A 14007-nucleotide genomic window follows, 5' to 3' on the forward strand; every position below is an offset into this window, starting at 1 on the left:
CGAAACCTTCATGAGACTTGCGGCGCGGGATCGCGCGGGGCCGGGTCGGCGGCTTCGGTCCGGACTGCGCCCAGGCCGCCGAAGAACAGATCGGCCACCATCGGCGCGACCGCCTCGTAGGTCAGCGCGCCATCGGGGCGCAGCCAGGTGAAGGTCCAGTTGATCATGCCGAACAGCAGCATGGTCAGCGGCTTGTGCAGGTGAGCGCCGCGCAGCTCCGGCCGCACCGCGGCCACCGCGTCGGCGAAGCGGCCCACCACCTGGCGCTCAACCTCGACCATGCGCTCGCGGTGCTCGTCGTCGAGGAACTTCAGGTCCTCGGTCAGCACGCGGTGCTCGTTCTGCGCCTCGCCGTAGGCCTGCACGAAGCGATGGATCAGGCCGCGCAGGTGATCCTGTGGCGGCAGGCCCTGCGCGCTCACCTCGTCGACCAGGTCGACCAGATGCTGCAGGTGGTTCTGGCAGATCTGCGCGAGCAGCTCATGCTTGTCGCGGACATAGTGGTACAGCGTGGGCTTGCTGACCTCGCAGGCCTCGGCGACCTGGTTCATCGAGGTGGCCGGGTAGCCCTGGTTGGCGAAAAGTCGGGCGGCCTGCGCGAGGATCTCCTCGCGGGTGGCATCGAATCCGGGGGCGCGACCTCGGGCCATGGGTGTTGTTTTCCTTGTGAATCAGCGTTCGTCGAACGAGATCACGACGCGCGGCGTCAGGGCGTGGGCCTGACAGCTGAGGATGAATCCGGCCGCCACCTCGTGCTTCTCGAGGGCGAAATTCTTATCCATCCGGACCTCGCCCTCGATCAGCTTGCAGCGGCAGGTCGAGCACACGCCCGACTTGCAGGAGAACGGCACGTCCATGCCGGCGCGCGCCGCGGCGTCGAGCAGGCTGGGATCGCTCTTGCGGAACTCGATCTCGCGCGAGACGCCGTCGCGGATCACGAGCACCTTGGCGGCCTCGGCGTCCTCCTCGTGGATCTCGTGCGGCGCCGGACGGCCGGTCTGCATCTCCGGCGTGCCGAAGCGCTCGATGTGGATGCGGTCCTCGGGCACGCCGGCGGCGCGCAGCGCGGCCTCGGCCTGCTCGTTCATCTCGAAGGGGCCGCAGACGAAGACCTGGTCGATGCCGCCCGCCGGCACCGGCCCGGCCAGGAACTCGCCGAGCTTGGCCTGGTCCAGCCGGCCCGCCATCAGCGGCGCGTCGACATGCTCGCGCGAGAACACGTGATGCAGCGTCAGCCGCGTCATGTAGCGGTTCTTCAGGTCCTCGAGCTCTTCCTTGAACATCGCCGAGGCCGGCCGGCGGTTGCCGTAGATCAGCGTGAAGCGGCTCATCGGCTCGCGCGCCAGCACGGTCTTCATGATCGACAGGATGGGCGTGATGCCCGAGCCCGCCGCGATGCCGACGTAATGCCGTGCCGACGCCGGATCGATGGGCACGTGGAAGCGGCCCTGCGGCGGAAAGACCTGGACCTCGTCGCCGGCCTTCAGCTGCCGGTGGACCCAGGTCGAGAAGGCGCCGCCATCGACCTGGCGCACGCCCACGCGCAGTTCGCCGTCGTCGACGCCGGCGCAGATCGAGTACGAGCGGCGCAGGTCCTGGCCGTCGACGTCGCCGCGCAGCGTCAGGTACTGGCCCTGCGTGAAGCGGAAGGTCTCGCGCAGCGCCTCCGGCACGTCGAAGCACAGCACGACGGCGTCGTCGGTGTCCTGGTGCTTGGCGCGCAGGCGCAGCGGGTGGAAGTGCAGGCTCATGGCGATGGCGGGTGAATCGTGAAGGGAGGGCGCGACCGGGCGGCGGCTCAGATCGGCTTGAAGTGTTCGAAGGGCTCGCGGCAGGCGAGGCAGCGGTACAGCGACTTGCAGGCGGTCGATCCGAACGCGGACAACTGCTCGGTGCGCGCGCTGCCGCAGCGCGGGCAGGCGATGGCCTCGCGCCGGCGGACGACGCGCACCGGCACGCCCTGGCCCGCGTCCACCGGCCCCGGCGGCGCGATGCCATAGCGGCGCAGCTTCTCGCGGCCCTCGTCGGTGATCCAGTCGGTGGTCCAGGCGGGCGCGCGGCGCATCGTGACGGTGATCTCGCCGAAGCGGGCCAGCGCCTCGCGCACGCTCCGCTCGATCGCCTCGGTCGCGGGACAGCCCGAGTAGGTCGGCGTCAGCACGACCTCCAGGCCATCGGCGGTCTCGAGCAGATCGCGCACGATGCCGAGCTCCACCAGCGACACCGCCGGCACCTCGGGATCGAGGACCTGCGACAGCACTTCCCAGGCCGCGGACAGGCGCCCGCAGCCGAGGTCGGTGGGACCGGGTCCCGCATCGGACGGGGCCGGACGCGGACCAGCCGTCGTCAGCGACGACAACCAATCCAGGTGCGAGGGCGTCGGGGCAGCGTTCATGGTGGTCCTCGAAGCGTGGGCGTCGCCGCGCTCACCACACCCCGCCGGGGTAGGCGCGCTGCAGCGACTGCATCGTCGCCAGCATGTGGCCCATGTGCTCGCTGTGGACGCCGCGCACGCCGGCGTAGACGTGCGGCGTGTCCTTCGGGCGGGCCAGGCGCGCCTCGGCCAGCACCTCGTCCATCGCGGCGTTCCAGTCCGGCTTGAGCGACGACCAGGCCGGGCCCAGGCCGCTCGCCTCGGCGGCGGCATCGACGGCGTCCGACGCGAACAGCTCGTTCACGTAGGGCCAGAGCGCCGCCAGCGCGGTCGTCATGCGGCGGGTCGATTCCTCGCTGCCGTCGCCCAGGCGCACGACCCACTCGGCGGCGTGCTGCTGGTGATAGCGGACCTCCTTCACCGCCTTGGCGGCGATGGCGGCGACCTCCGCGTCGCTGGAAGCCTGCAGCCGCGTCCACAGCGGCAGCAGCCAGCAGGCGGCGATCAGATTGCGCGCCTGCGTGAACGCGAAGTCGCCGCGCGGCAGCTCCATCAGCACGGGGTTCAGGTAGTGGCGCTCCTCGCGCAGGTAGGCGAGCTGGTCCTCGTCCAGCGGCTCCTCGTTGAGCTGGCCGGCCCGGGTCAGCAGCGCGCGCGCCTGGCCCAGCAGGTCCAGCGCGATGTTGCCCAGCGCCAGGTCCTCTTCCAGCACCGGCGAGTGGCCGATCCATTCCGAGATCCGGTGCGACAGCACCAGGCAGGCATCGCCGATGCGCAGCAGGTATCGGACGTCCGCGCGCTGGCCGGGTTGAACGGAAGTGCTCATCGTCCGGTCCTCACATGTGGTCCAGCGAGGCGGGCAGGTCATAGAAGGTGGGGTGGCGATACACCTTGTCCTCCATCGGGTCGAACATCATCGACTTCTCGCCCGGATCCGACGCGACGATCGCCGACGAGGGCACGACCCAAATGCTCACGCCTTCCTGGCGGCGGGTGTAGACGTCGCGGGCCATCTGCAGGGCCATCTTCGCGTCGGGCGCATGCAGGCTGCCGCAGTGCTTGTGGTCCAGGCCCGCCTTGTTGCGGACGAAGACTTCCCACAGGGGCCATTCATTGGCGCCGGTCGTTTGGTTGATGCTCATGATTCGTGTGCCTGGAAGGTCGTGTCGGAGGGCCTGGTCGTGCGATCAGGCCGCCTGGGCGGCGGTGGCGCGCTTGTTCGCGTGGGCCAGCGCGGCGTCGCGCACCCAGGCGCCCTCCTCCCAGGCCTTGACGCGGGTGGCCAGCCGCTCGGTGTTGCAGGGACCGTTGCCGCCGACGACGCGCCAGAACTCGTCCCAGTCGATCGCGCCGAAGTCGTGCTGCTCGCGCTGGGCATTCCACTTCAGGTCGGGGTCGGGCAGCGTCACGCCGAGCAGCTCGGCCTGCGGCACGGTCGCGTCGACGAACTTCTGACGCAGCTCGTCGTTGGTCAGGCGCTTGATGCCCCAGCGCATCGACTGCTCGGAATTCGGCGAGTCCTTGTCCGCCGGCCCGAACATCATCAGCGACGGCCACCACCAGCGGTTCACCGCGTCCTGGACCATCGCCTTCTGCGCCGCGGTGCCCTCGCGCATCATGACGAGCAGGCTCTCGTAGCCCTGGCGCTGGTGGAAGGACTCCTCGCGGCAGATGCGGATCATCGCGCGCGCATACGGCCCGTAGGAGCAGCGGCACAGCGGCACCTGGTTCATGATCGCCGCGCCGTCGACCAGCCAGCCGATCACGCCGATGTCGGCCCAGGTCAGCGTCGGATAGTTGAAGATCGAGCTGTACTTGGCCTTGCCGTTGTGCAGCGCGTCCAGCATCTGGTCGCGGCTGGTGCCCAGCGTCTCCGCGGCCGAGTACAGGTAGAGCCCGTGACCGCCCTCGTCCTGCACCTTCGCCAGCAGGATGGCCTTGCGCTTGAGCGTCGGGGCGCGCGTGATCCAGTTGCCCTCGGGCAGCATGCCGACGATCTCGGAATGCGCATGCTGGCTGATCTGCCGCACCAGCGTCTTGCGGTAGTGCTCCGGCATCCAGTCCTTGGCCTCGATGAAGTCGCCCGCGTCGATGCGGGCCTCGAAGGCCTCGTTGCGCTGCTGCTCCTCGGCGGTCTGCAGCTTGGCCGCCTGGTCCTGCGGACCGACGCTCATGGCTTGCGTGTACATGGGGACTCCTTACGAATGCTTCGGACGCTGGTCGACGACGCGGCGCGCCTTGCCCACCAGCGTGCGTTCGATCGAATCGGGGGCGCCGACCGTCACGCGGGTCGACACGCCGATCAGCGTCTTGATGCGGTGCTGCAGCGACCTGGCTGCCGCCTGCGCGTCGCCGCCCGCAGCCGAGAGCTCGCAGCGCACCTCGACCTCGTCGAGGTGACCGTCGCGGCTGACGACGATCTGGTACTGGCCGGACAGGCCGGGCTCGGCGAGCACCAGTTCCTCGATCTGCGTCGGGAACAGGTTGACGCCGCGGATGATCAGCATGTCGTCGCTGCGGCCGACGATCTTGCCGATGCGGCGCATGCTGCGCGCCGTCGGCGGCAGCAGCCGCGTGAGGTCGCGCGTGCGGTAGCGGATCACCGGCAGCGCCTCCTTGCTCAGCGAGGTGAAGACGAGCTCGCCCTCCGAGCCCTCGGGCAGCACCTCGCCGGTCTCGGGGTCGATGATCTCGGGATAGAAGTGGTCCTCCCAGATCACCGGGCCGTCCTTGGTCTCGATGCACTCGGACGCGACGCCAGGCCCCATCACCTCGGACAGGCCGTAGATGTCGACCGCGTCGATGCCGGCCTTGTGCTCGATCTCGCGGCGCATCGCCTCGGTCCAGGGCTCGGCGCCGAACACGCCGGTCTTGAGCGAGCTCGCGCGCGGGTCCAGGCCCTGGCGCACGAATTCCTCGACGATCACCTGCATGTAGCTCGGCGTGACCATGATCACGTCGGGCTTGAAGTCCTGGATCAGCTGGACCTGCTTCTCGGTCTGGCCGCCCGACATCGGAATCACGGTGCAGCCCAGCCGCTCGGCGCCGTAATGCGCGCCCAGGCCGCCGGTGAACAGGCCGTAGCCGTAGGCGACATGGACGATGTCGCCCGCGCGCGTGCCGGCGGCGCGCAGCGAGCGCGCGACCAGATCGGCCCAGGTGTCGATGTCGCGCCGCGTGTAGCCCACCACCGTCGGCTTGCCGGTGGTGCCCGAGGACGCGTGCACCCGCACGACCTGCTCGCGCGGCACCGCGAAGAGGCCGAACGGGTAGTTGTCGCGCAGGTCCTTCTTGGTCGTGAACGGGAACAGGCGCAGGTCGGCCAGGTCCTTCAGGTCGTCGGGATGCACGCCCTTGGCGTCGAAGGCGGCCCGGTAGTGCGGGACGTTCTCGTAGGCATGCTTGAGCGTCCACTTCAGGCGCTGCAGCTGCAGCGCGCGCAGCTCGTCCTGGCTGGCGCGCTCGATGGGCTCGAGGTCCTCGGGCCGGAAGGTCTTCACCGTCATGGGTCTCGTCTCCTTGTCGCCGCGGGCTCGGGCCGGCTCAGCCGGGCAGCGGCAGGTCCGCCACCACGGGCCGGCCCTTCATGCGGTAGGACCGCCCGCGGAAAACCGCGACCAGCTCGTCTCGTTGATTGGTGATGCGGATGTCGTAGACGCCGGTGCGGCCGGCCAGCGAGGTCTCGCTGGCGCGCGCCGTCAGGACGTCCCCCAGTCGGGACGGCGCGACGAGGTCGATCGCGAAGCCCGAGGCCACCGTCATCTCGTTGTGCGAGTTGCAAGCGAAGGCGAAACAGGAATCGGCCAGCGTCGTCACGAAGCCGCCGTGGCAGATGTCGAAGCCGTTGAGCATGTCCTCGCGCACCGTCATCGACAGCGTCGCGGTGCCGGGACCGATCGCGTCGATGCGCAGGCCCAGGCCCTGCGACGCGCGGTCGTTGGCGAACATGGTGTCGCGCACCGCCTCGGCGATGCGCTGCGGATCGAGGGCCTCGCGCATCAGCGGTCCTTGAACACCGGCGCGCGCTTGGACAGGAAGGCGGCCGCGCCTTCCAGGTAGTCGTGCGCGTAGCCGAGCTGGCTCTGCAGCTTGGCCTCGAGCTTGAGCGCGTCCTCGAACTCCAGGTCCATCGACGCATCGAGCGCCTGGCGCGTCTGCACCAGCGCGCGGGTCGGCATCTTCGCCAGCTTCTGCGCGGTGGCCATGGCTTCGCTCTGCAGCTCGCCGTCGGCGACGCAACGCGCGATCAGGCCCCAGGCTTGCGCGTCGGCTGCGGGCAGCTTGTCGCCCAGCAGTGCCAGTTGCAGCGCACGGGCGCGGCCCACCAGCCGCGTCAGCAGCCAGGTGCCGCCGCAGTCGGGCACCAGTCCGATCTTGGAGAAGGCCTGGATGAACGAGGCCGACTGGCCAGCCAGCACCAGGTCGCAGCCCAGCGCGAAGTTGGCGCCGGCGCCCGCGGCGACGCCGTTGACCGCGCAGACGGTCGGCACCGGCATGCTGCGCAGGCGCAGGGCCAGCGGGATGTAGTAATGGTCCAGGAGGTTGCCGATGTCCTTGGCCTTGGGCTTGCGCTGCGGATCGGCGTCGCCCGCGTGGTCGTCGAACTCGGGCTTGATGTGCGGGTCGGACAGGTCTTGGCCGGCGCAGAACGCGCGGCCGGCGCCGGTGATGAGCACCGCCCTCACCGCCTCGTCGTGCGCCGCCTCGTCCAGGGCGATGCGCAACTGGCCCAGCAGGCCGGTCGTGAACGCGTTCAGCGCCTGCGGCCGGTTCAGCGTCAGGACGCGCACGGCGCCTTCGGTGCTGATCAGCAGCGGACTGTCTTCGGCGGTGGACGGGGGGGTGGGGGTGGTGCTCATTCGGCTTGTCTCCTCGGCCTGAGGGGGATTCAGCTTTTGCAGCTTTTTTTGATCGGCTTCTATTTACCGACCGGTCGGTAGATACTACGAGCCATCGAATCCCAACACAAGGCCAGTGACCTAGGGTTACCACCAAGATCGCGGTCATTTACAGGGAAAGTTCCCCTGGTGCTGGGGCCGAGGACGCCAGAACCACGATAGGAGACGAATCCATGCCCTGCTATGCCATCGACGGCCTGTCGCCGGTCGTCCATCCCAGCGCCCATGTGCATCCGACGGCGGTGCTGATCGGGGACGTGATCGTCGGGCCGGACTGCTACGTCGGGCCCTGCGCCTCGCTGCGCGGCGACTTCGGGCGGATCCGGCTGATGGCGGGCGCCAACGTGCAGGACACCTGCGTGATCCACGGTTTCCCGGGGTCGGACACCGTCGTCGAGGCCAACGGCCACATCGGCCACGGCGCGGTATTACACGGCTGCGTGGTGCGCCACGACGCGCTGGTCGGCATGAACGCGGTGGTGATGGACGAGGCGGAGGTCGGCGCCTACAGCATCGTCGCGGCCTGCGCGTTCGTGCGGGCGGGGCTGAAGCTGCCGGAGAAGTCGCTGATCGCCGGGCTGCCGGCCAAGGTGATGCGGCCGCTGACCGAGGACGAGATCCGCTGGAAGCGCGAGGGCACCGAGACCTACCAGGACCTGGCGCGGCGCTGCCACGCCAGCCTGGTCGAGGTCAGCCCGCTGGCCGAGGAAGAGGCCGACCGACCGCGCCTGCAGATCGGCGGCCCCAAGACGCTGGTGGCGACAAGACGCGAGGACGACGGCAGCGCCTGAGCGCGCTGGCGCCGCCTTGAACGCGGTAGCGGCGCCGGGGCGCCGTCAGACCATTTCGGCCCGCTGCACCTGCACCTGGTCGATCAGCGCGGTCACCAGGCCCGCCGACAGGCCATGCACGCCCGCGCCCGAGCAGGCCGCGGCGCCGGCCGCGACGGCCCAGCGCAGGTGCTCCTCGGGCTCGTGGGTCGCGCCGTTCATCAGGCTGTAGAGCAGCCCGGCCATGGCGGCATCGCCGGCGCCGATCGTGTCCACGACCGCGTCCAGCGGCGGCGGCGCGGCGCTGAGGTCGGCCTTCGGATGGAACAGCTGGGCGCCGCGCTCCCCCAGCGTCAGCATCACGATGGCGCGCGGGTTCCAGGCGGCGATCTGCGCCAGGCCGACATGGTGGTCGCGGCTGCGGAACAGCCCGCGCAGGTCTTCGTCCGACACCTTGATCACGTCCGCCAGCCGGCACATGCGCTCCAGCGTGCGGTCATAGCGCGAGTCCATCGAGATCCGGTAGTTCGGGTCGTAGCTGATGCGGGCGCCCTCGTCCTTGAGGGACTCGGCCAGCGCGATCAGCCGCGCGGCCAGCGGCTCGCGCGTCAGGCTGATCGAGCCGAAGTGGGCCCAGCGCAGCGCCCGGCGCCAGCCGGCGGGCAGCGCGTGGGGGCGGAAATGCAGGTCGGCGCTGTCGTCGCCGACGAAGGCGTACTCCGGCGGCGACATCTGGTGGACGAAGGCCATCAGCGGCGACTTGGCGAACTGCTGGATGAAGCGCAGGTCCAGGTGGGCGTCCGCGCTGGCCTGCCAGAGCTCCTGGCCGAAGGGATCCTTGCTCAGGCCGCCGGCGAAGGCGCTGAGCTGGCCGAGCCGCGACATCGCGATGGCCACGTTCCACGGCGAGCCCCCGCTGCGGCTGCACCAGGTGCCGGGACCGGTGCGGATCATGTCGGTGAGGGCTTCGCCGAAGGAGACGAAGCTGGCCAGGTCCGCATGGACCACGGTCGTGGGGGTCAAGCTCATTCCGGGATTCGAACGCGCCTGACCTTCCGGTGCAAGTGACAAGTCCTACAGGGTGACGACCCCCCGGGGCCGATTCAGCGCAGTTCCAACAGGACCTCCGGATGGGCCATCGCGACCCGGAGCAAGGCCCGGGCAGCGCCAGTCGGTTCGCGCCGGCCTTGCTCCCATTCCTGCAGCGTGCGCTTGGACACGCCCAGCAGTCCAGCGAAGTCAGCCTGCGACAGGCCGGTGCGGGCCCGTGCTTCCGCGGCACCAGGCACTTCGACGCGAGTGACCCGCGCGGCCTTGCCCGCTTTCATCTGCCGGATCGAGTCCAACAGATCCTGCTGAAACTTCTCCTGATCGTCAGGCATCTTCGACTCCTTGCTTCAGCTGTTCCAGAAATGCGGTGGGCAGGTTGTCGAACGCTGCCTTCGCATACACGATCAACAGCCAGATCAAGTACTCCTCCACATTGAAGTAGATCACCCGAACCCCGCCTCGCTTGCCGCTGCCGGCCTTGGACCAGCGCACCTTGCGGCATCCCCCAGTGCCCGGAATCACGTCCCCGGCATCCGGGTTCAATGCGATCCAGTTGATGAATTCCACGCGTTCCGCTTCGGTCCAAAGGTCCCGGGCGTACTTCTGAAAGATGGGGGTTTCGGCAACGGTTCGCATGTTGCCACGCTACGTCGCTGACGTACAAGCGGTCGATGACTCATCTCAGCCGTCCGCGCCGCTCGGCCGACTTGCTCCCGTGAGATCCCTGCCCTCGACGAGTGGGCTGGCCAGGAACGGCTCGCCGTGTCCGATTCACGAGACACCGCGCCGCCCTTGACCATCCTCGGACGAGGCGATGCCGCCGGCGGCACAATCGCTCCCCATGACCGATGGTGTGATTCCGCTGCTCGATCTGCGCCAGATCGGGCGGACGCCTCCCGTGCCGCATCCCCTCCCCCCGCCCCGCCCGGGGCCGTGGCTGGACGCGCGCGGCCGGCCGCTGCGCGACCTGCGCATCTCGGTCACCGATCGCTGCAACTTCCGCTGCAGCTACTGCATGCCGAAGGAAGTGTTCGACAAGCACTACACCTTCCTCCCCCACCGCGACCTGCTGTCCTTCGAGGAAATCACCCGTCTGGCGGGCGTCTTCGCCGGCCTGGGAGTCCAGAAACTGCGCCTGACCGGCGGCGAACCGCTGCTGCGCCGCAACCTCGAGGCGCTGATCGCCCAACTGGCCGAGCTGCGCACGCCCGAGGGCCAGCCGCTCGACCTGACGCTGACCACCAACGGCTCGCTGCTGGCGCGCAAGGCGCGGGCGCTGCGGGAGGCGGGCCTGCGCCGGGTCACGGTCAGCCTGGACGCGCTTGACGACGCCATCTTCCGCCGCATGAACGACGTCGACTTCCCGGTCGCCGAGGTGCTGCGCGGCATCGAGGCCGCCCAGGCCGCCGGCCTGGCGCCGATCAAGGTCAACATGGTGGTCAAGCGCGGCACCAACGACGACCAGATCGTCCCCATGGCGCGCCACTTCCGCGGCACCGGCGTGGTGCTGCGCTTCATCGAGTACATGGACGTCGGCATGAGCAACGGCTGGCGCATGGACGAGGTGCTGCCGTCCGCGCAGGTCCTGGCCCGCCTGCGCGAGGACGCCGAGCTGGTCCCCCTCGCCGCCACCGTGGAGGGCGAAACCGCCACCCGCTGGGGCTACGCCGACGGCAGCGGCGAGATCGGCCTCATCTCCAGCGTCACCCAGGCCTTCTGCGGCGACTGCAACCGCGCGCGGCTCTCCACCGAGGGCCGGCTCTACACCTGCCTGTTCGCCGGCGATGGCCACGACCTGCGCGCGCTGCTGCGCGGCGACGGCGAGCACCCGCCGCGGTCCGACACCGAGATCGCCGCCGCGCTGGGCGCGCTCTGGACCCGGCGCGGTGACCGCTACTCGGAGCTGCGCGCCAGCCTGCCGGCGGCGGACTCCGGCCCGGCGCGCCGCGTCGAGATGCACTACATCGGCGGCTGATGCGCGCCACCGCGCTGATCCTCTGCGGCGGCCGCGCCACCCGCATGGGCGGCGTCGACAAGCCGCTCCAGCCCTTCCAGGGCCGGGCGCTGGTCCACCACGTCATCGAGCGCATCGCCCCCCAGACCGGCGGCCGGATCGTGATCAGCGCCAACCGCCACCTCGACGACTACCGCCGCCTCGGCCACCCAGTCCTGCCCGACCCGCTGCCGGACTTCCCCGGACCGCTGGCCGGCATCCTCGCCGGGCTGACGGCGCTTGCGGATGCCCGCACTGCCTCCGGCCCCCGCCTCACCGACGCCTCCGACGCGGACGGTGCCTCGCCCGTTGATCGCGGGCCCGAGGACCGCCATCCCGGCGACCACAGCGCGGGGGATCGCGGTCCCGGCGACGGTAATGACCGCGTCGGCACCGACTGGCTGCTCGTCGTCGGCGGCGACTGCCCCTGGCTGCCGACCGACCTGCTCGACCGCCTGGCCGCCGGCCTCGCACCGGACCACAGCGCCGCGATGGCGCTGGGCCGCGAGGCGCCGGGCGAGCCGCTGCGCCCCCAGCCCTTGGCCAGCCTGATCCATGTCCGGCACCGTGCCGGGCTGGCGGCGGCGCTGGACGCGGGCGAACGGCGCGTCGAGGGCTGGCTGCGTTCGCTGCCGCTGGCGCGGGTCGCCTTCGACCGGCCGGCGGACGAGTGCGCCTTCGCCAACATCAACAACAGGAGCGAGCTTGAGCGACTCGAACGACTGGACCGCGGCTGAGGGCCCACCGGCCGAGGGCGTGATCACGCTGCGCCTGCTGACCGAAGCGGACCTGCCGGCCTACAAGGCCTTGCGCGACGCGATGCTCGCGCGCCACGAGCAGGCCTTCACCTCCGATGCCGAGACCGAGCGCGCGCGCGAGGCCTCGAGCTACCGCGTGCGGCTGCATCCGCAGGCGGGCGGCAAGTCGCTGTTCACGCTGGGCGCGTGGTCGGGCGAGCGGCTGGTGGGCGCCCTGACCTGCGAGCACGAGAACCGCAAGAAGGTGATGCACGTCGCGCACCTGATCGGGATGATGGTCGACGACGAGGTCCGTGGACGCGGCATCGGCAAGCGCCTGCTGCGACAGGCCCTGGCGCTGCTGCGTCGCGAGCCGCGGCTGGAGACGGTCACGCTCAGCGTCACGGCGGGCAACCAGGCGGCGATCGCGCTCTACCGTCAGGCGGGCTTCACCCGCTACGGCCACCTGCCCCGCGCCATCCGTCTCTCCGATGGCCGCTACTACGCCAAGGACCTGATGAGCCTCGACCTGAGGCCTTGATCGCAGCAGACGCCCAGGCCCGCCGCCAGCGAGCGTCGCTGGGGCCGGAATACCGCTTGGGGGTCCAGGAGGGATCCCCCATGCGGTGTGGAGAGCCCGCGCCTGGCGCCCCGCAGTCCTTCCGGCGCAAGGCGCTCAATCACACGCCACCGCGGGCACGGCCGCGACGTCGACGTCCACCGTCAACTCGTCCTGTATCGCGAGCAGCCCTCCGAGGATGGAGAACGGCGTGATGCCGAAGTCGCTCTGACGGAGGACGAGCGCCCCCTGCGTCCTCAGGACCGAGCCCCCCGCATCCCCCGCAGGACGGACCACCCGCACCGGCACGTCGAGCAGGCGGGTCTGGCCGTGCCAGTTGACGGCGAGCTTGAGCGCCAGCACCGGGAAGGCGCCGGCGACAGCGGTGCTGCGCATCGCGATGACCGGGAAGCGCTCGACGTCAACGGCCCGGAGCAGGTTGGCGCGGGTGCCGGCCACGTCGGACGCGGAGGGCGTGCTGGCGAACTCGGGCCCCAGCGGCGCGCGCCACTCGGGTTTGTCGATGGCCAGGTCGTCGAGCCGGAAGGCCAGTTCGACGCCGGCGCCGGCGATGCCGTCGGTGGGAACGAAGACCTGGCCGGTGAGCCGCTCGACGCCGATCACGTGGTTGTGGCCGACCTTGGCAAGGCGTCCGGCGCGAAAGACGTGGATGCGGACCTGCGAGGTGGCGGCGTCGACGCGATAGAGCCGGCCTTCGCCGCGTTGCTGCGCGGCGAGCCATGCCGTGCAGGACGACGGGCCTGGCGACGATGGGGCCTCGCTAGCGCCGGCGCCGGGCGTCGTGACTGTCGTCGCTGTCGGCGTCGTGGCCGGAGGCGCGATGCCGCACCCGGCCAGCGCGCCTCCGAGCAGCAGCGCGGCGATCGCCGACGCGGCCGACCTTCCGGCGCCGCGCCGACGCATGCCTGGAGGCACCTCATTTGCCGGCGTCAACACTTGCATAGGGGTAAACCAAGAGTGGTCAGAACTGCATTCTGAACGGCATAAACAAGCTGGTCGCACTAGCATTGCGACATCATGACGACACCTCGCACGGAGACTGCCATGGCACGCCAAGCCACCGACCTGATGGCGCAGTACGCCGCCTACCACCGCGATCGCCGCAACATCGCCACCCATTTTGTCGGCATCCCGCTGATCGTCTTCGCGATCGGCGTGCTGCTGGCGCGGGCGCAATTCCATGTCGGCGACTGGACGGTTTCCGCCGCCTGGCTGGTCTGGGGCGGCGCGACAGTCTGGTACCTGACGCGGGGCAACTTCGTGCTGGGCCTGTCCACGGCGCTGGTCAACGCGGTGCTGATGGCGCTGGCGCATCCGCTGGCGGACGGCTCCTTCGGCAGCTGGCTGGCCTGGGGCCTGGGCAGCTTCATCGTCGGCTGGATCATCCAGTTCGTCGGCCACTATTACGAGGGCCGCAAGCCCGCCTTCGTCGACGACCTGGTGGGATTGCTGGTCGGTCCGATGTTCGTCGTCGGCGAGGCCCTGTTCGCGATGGGCTGGGGCCGCGACCTGCTCGCCGAGATCGAGCGCCGCGCCGGCCCCACCCATCTGCGCGACCTGACCCACCCGGCCTGATCGGGGGCGGCTGGCGCGGGCCGAGCGGGC

Annotated in this window: 18 protein-coding genes; 5 read left to right on the forward strand and 13 right to left on the reverse strand. The window is 70.3% G+C overall.

Annotation, left to right across the window (positions count from 1 at the left end; genetic code table 11):
* Positions 1–8 precede the first annotated feature (8 nt).
* The 9 genes from FHT37_RS11335 to FHT37_RS11375 are packed head-to-tail and all read right to left on the reverse strand — an operon-like array spanning position 9 to position 7233.
* On the reverse strand, positions 9–650 hold the full coding sequence (locus tag FHT37_RS11335) for a TetR/AcrR family transcriptional regulator (protein ID WP_091733927.1): 642 nt from the start codon (positions 648–650) through the stop codon (positions 9–11).
* Between the two features lie 21 nt (positions 651–671).
* Positions 672–1751, reverse strand: a complete 1080-nt coding sequence (gene paaE / locus FHT37_RS11340) for a 1,2-phenylacetyl-CoA epoxidase subunit PaaE (RefSeq protein ID WP_183480826.1) — start codon at positions 1749–1751, stop codon at positions 672–674.
* A 47-nt stretch (positions 1752–1798) separates the two neighbouring features.
* A complete protein-coding gene (gene paaD, locus FHT37_RS11345; RefSeq protein WP_183480828.1) occupies positions 1799–2395 on the reverse strand; it encodes a 1,2-phenylacetyl-CoA epoxidase subunit PaaD in 597 nt (198 codons plus the stop codon).
* 31 nt (positions 2396–2426) lie between these two features.
* Positions 2427–3200, reverse strand: coding sequence for a 1,2-phenylacetyl-CoA epoxidase subunit PaaC (paaC, locus tag FHT37_RS11350; protein WP_183480830.1), 774 nt, complete (start codon positions 3198–3200; stop codon positions 2427–2429).
* 10 nt (positions 3201–3210) lie between these two features.
* Complete coding sequence (paaB, locus tag FHT37_RS11355; protein WP_147242123.1) at positions 3211–3516, reverse strand: 1,2-phenylacetyl-CoA epoxidase subunit PaaB; 306 nt, start codon at positions 3514–3516, stop codon at positions 3211–3213.
* Positions 3517–3561: 45 nt separating this feature from the next.
* Positions 3562–4563 (reverse strand): 1,2-phenylacetyl-CoA epoxidase subunit PaaA, encoded by a 1002-nt coding sequence (gene paaA, locus FHT37_RS11360; protein WP_183480832.1) that lies wholly within the window; start codon positions 4561–4563, stop codon positions 3562–3564.
* Positions 4564–4572: 9 nt separating this feature from the next.
* The gene (gene paaK / locus FHT37_RS11365) at positions 4573–5880 is read right to left on the reverse strand and encodes a phenylacetate--CoA ligase PaaK (RefSeq protein WP_183480835.1); all 1308 of its coding nucleotides are present in this window, start codon (positions 5878–5880) and stop codon (positions 4573–4575) included.
* A 37-nt stretch (positions 5881–5917) separates the two neighbouring features.
* A complete protein-coding gene (gene paaI, locus FHT37_RS11370; RefSeq protein ID WP_183480838.1) occupies positions 5918–6373 on the reverse strand; it encodes a hydroxyphenylacetyl-CoA thioesterase PaaI in 456 nt (151 codons plus the stop codon).
* Positions 6373–7233, reverse strand: a complete 861-nt coding sequence (locus FHT37_RS11375; protein ID WP_183480841.1) for an enoyl-CoA hydratase-related protein — start codon at positions 7231–7233, stop codon at positions 6373–6375. The genes paaI and FHT37_RS11375 overlap by 1 nt, the downstream gene beginning before the upstream one ends.
* Positions 7234–7445: 212 nt before the next feature.
* Here FHT37_RS11375 and FHT37_RS11380 point away from each other — a divergent pair, with 212 nt between their 5' ends.
* Positions 7446–8063 (forward strand): phenylacetic acid degradation protein PaaY, encoded by a 618-nt coding sequence (locus FHT37_RS11380; protein WP_183480844.1) that lies wholly within the window; start codon positions 7446–7448, stop codon positions 8061–8063.
* A gap of 45 nt (positions 8064–8108) precedes the next feature.
* On the opposite strand, the gene FHT37_RS11385 is transcribed toward FHT37_RS11380, so the two are convergent.
* The 3 genes from FHT37_RS11385 to FHT37_RS11395 all read right to left on the reverse strand — a co-directional run bounded on the left by FHT37_RS11385 (position 8109) and on the right by FHT37_RS11395 (position 9728).
* Positions 8109–9071 (reverse strand): carbohydrate kinase, encoded by a 963-nt coding sequence (locus FHT37_RS11385; RefSeq protein ID WP_183480847.1) that lies wholly within the window; start codon positions 9069–9071, stop codon positions 8109–8111.
* A gap of 74 nt (positions 9072–9145) precedes the next feature.
* Positions 9146–9424: a DNA-binding transcriptional regulator gene (locus FHT37_RS11390; protein WP_183480850.1), complete on the reverse strand. Its 279-nt coding sequence runs from the start codon at positions 9422–9424 to the stop codon at positions 9146–9148.
* On the reverse strand, positions 9417–9728 hold the full coding sequence (locus tag FHT37_RS11395; protein ID WP_183480853.1) for a transcriptional regulator: 312 nt from the start codon (positions 9726–9728) through the stop codon (positions 9417–9419). Before FHT37_RS11395 ends, FHT37_RS11390 begins: the two co-directional genes overlap by 8 nt.
* A 205-nt stretch (positions 9729–9933) precedes the next feature.
* Between FHT37_RS11395 and moaA the strand changes: the two genes are divergently transcribed.
* From moaA to FHT37_RS11410, 3 genes are read left to right on the forward strand one after another with little or no spacing between them, the layout of a single operon-like run.
* On the forward strand, positions 9934–11067 hold the full coding sequence (moaA, locus tag FHT37_RS11400) for a GTP 3',8-cyclase MoaA (protein WP_183480856.1): 1134 nt from the start codon (positions 9934–9936) through the stop codon (positions 11065–11067).
* Positions 11067–11822, forward strand: a complete 756-nt coding sequence (gene mobA / locus FHT37_RS11405) for a molybdenum cofactor guanylyltransferase (protein ID WP_183480859.1) — start codon at positions 11067–11069, stop codon at positions 11820–11822. The genes moaA and mobA overlap by 1 nt, the downstream gene beginning before the upstream one ends.
* The gene (locus FHT37_RS11410; RefSeq protein ID WP_183481593.1) at positions 11791–12363 is read left to right on the forward strand and encodes a GNAT family N-acetyltransferase; all 573 of its coding nucleotides are present in this window, start codon (positions 11791–11793) and stop codon (positions 12361–12363) included. Before mobA ends, FHT37_RS11410 begins: the two co-directional genes overlap by 32 nt.
* A gap of 135 nt (positions 12364–12498) precedes the next feature.
* Here the strand turns inward: FHT37_RS11410 and FHT37_RS11415 are convergent, their stop codons facing one another.
* Positions 12499–13305, reverse strand: a complete 807-nt coding sequence (locus FHT37_RS11415; protein WP_183480862.1) for a YceI family protein — start codon at positions 13303–13305, stop codon at positions 12499–12501.
* A 141-nt stretch (positions 13306–13446) separates the two neighbouring features.
* Here FHT37_RS11415 and FHT37_RS11420 point away from each other — a divergent pair, with 141 nt between their 5' ends.
* Positions 13447–13977, forward strand: coding sequence for a DUF962 domain-containing protein (locus tag FHT37_RS11420; protein ID WP_147241341.1), 531 nt, complete (start codon positions 13447–13449; stop codon positions 13975–13977).
* Positions 13978–14007: the final 30 nt, after the last annotated feature.

Origin of the sequence: Mitsuaria sp. BK037, from assembly GCF_014193045.1 — a bacterium.
Taxonomy (GTDB): Bacteria; Pseudomonadota; Gammaproteobacteria; order Burkholderiales; family Burkholderiaceae_C; genus Roseateles.

What these genes read in the sequence shown, in the direction of transcription:
- FHT37_RS11375 (WP_183480841.1), bottom strand. Translation starts at nt 7,233, where the DNA reads ATGAGCACCACCCCCACCCCCCCGTCCACCGCCGAAGACAGTCCGCTG.
- paaE (WP_183480826.1), bottom strand. Translation starts at nt 1,751, where the DNA reads ATGAGCCTGCACTTCCACCCGCTGCGCCTGCGCGCCAAGCACCAGGAC.
- moaA (WP_183480856.1), top strand. Translation starts at nt 9,934, where the DNA reads ATGACCGATGGTGTGATTCCGCTGCTCGATCTGCGCCAGATCGGGCGG.
- FHT37_RS11385 (WP_183480847.1), bottom strand. Translation starts at nt 9,071, where the DNA reads ATGAGCTTGACCCCCACGACCGTGGTCCATGCGGACCTGGCCAGCTTC.
- paaA (WP_183480832.1), bottom strand. Translation starts at nt 4,563, where the DNA reads ATGTACACGCAAGCCATGAGCGTCGGTCCGCAGGACCAGGCGGCCAAG.
- FHT37_RS11395 (WP_183480853.1), bottom strand. Translation starts at nt 9,728, where the DNA reads ATGCGAACCGTTGCCGAAACCCCCATCTTTCAGAAGTACGCCCGGGAC.
- paaB (WP_147242123.1), bottom strand. Translation starts at nt 3,516, where the DNA reads ATGAGCATCAACCAAACGACCGGCGCCAATGAATGGCCCCTGTGGGAA.
- FHT37_RS11415 (WP_183480862.1), bottom strand. Translation starts at nt 13,305, where the DNA reads ATGCGTCGGCGCGGCGCCGGAAGGTCGGCCGCGTCGGCGATCGCCGCG.
- paaC (WP_183480830.1), bottom strand. Translation starts at nt 3,200, where the DNA reads ATGAGCACTTCCGTTCAACCCGGCCAGCGCGCGGACGTCCGATACCTG.
- FHT37_RS11390 (WP_183480850.1), bottom strand. Translation starts at nt 9,424, where the DNA reads ATGCCTGACGATCAGGAGAAGTTTCAGCAGGATCTGTTGGACTCGATC.
- paaI (WP_183480838.1), bottom strand. Translation starts at nt 6,373, where the DNA reads ATGCGCGAGGCCCTCGATCCGCAGCGCATCGCCGAGGCGGTGCGCGAC.
- FHT37_RS11335 (WP_091733927.1), bottom strand. Translation starts at nt 650, where the DNA reads ATGGCCCGAGGTCGCGCCCCCGGATTCGATGCCACCCGCGAGGAGATC.
- paaD (WP_183480828.1), bottom strand. Translation starts at nt 2,395, where the DNA reads ATGAACGCTGCCCCGACGCCCTCGCACCTGGATTGGTTGTCGTCGCTG.
- mobA (WP_183480859.1), top strand. Translation starts at nt 11,067, where the DNA reads ATGCGCGCCACCGCGCTGATCCTCTGCGGCGGCCGCGCCACCCGCATG.
- FHT37_RS11420 (WP_147241341.1), top strand. Translation starts at nt 13,447, where the DNA reads ATGGCACGCCAAGCCACCGACCTGATGGCGCAGTACGCCGCCTACCAC.
- FHT37_RS11380 (WP_183480844.1), top strand. Translation starts at nt 7,446, where the DNA reads ATGCCCTGCTATGCCATCGACGGCCTGTCGCCGGTCGTCCATCCCAGC.
- paaK (WP_183480835.1), bottom strand. Translation starts at nt 5,880, where the DNA reads ATGACGGTGAAGACCTTCCGGCCCGAGGACCTCGAGCCCATCGAGCGC.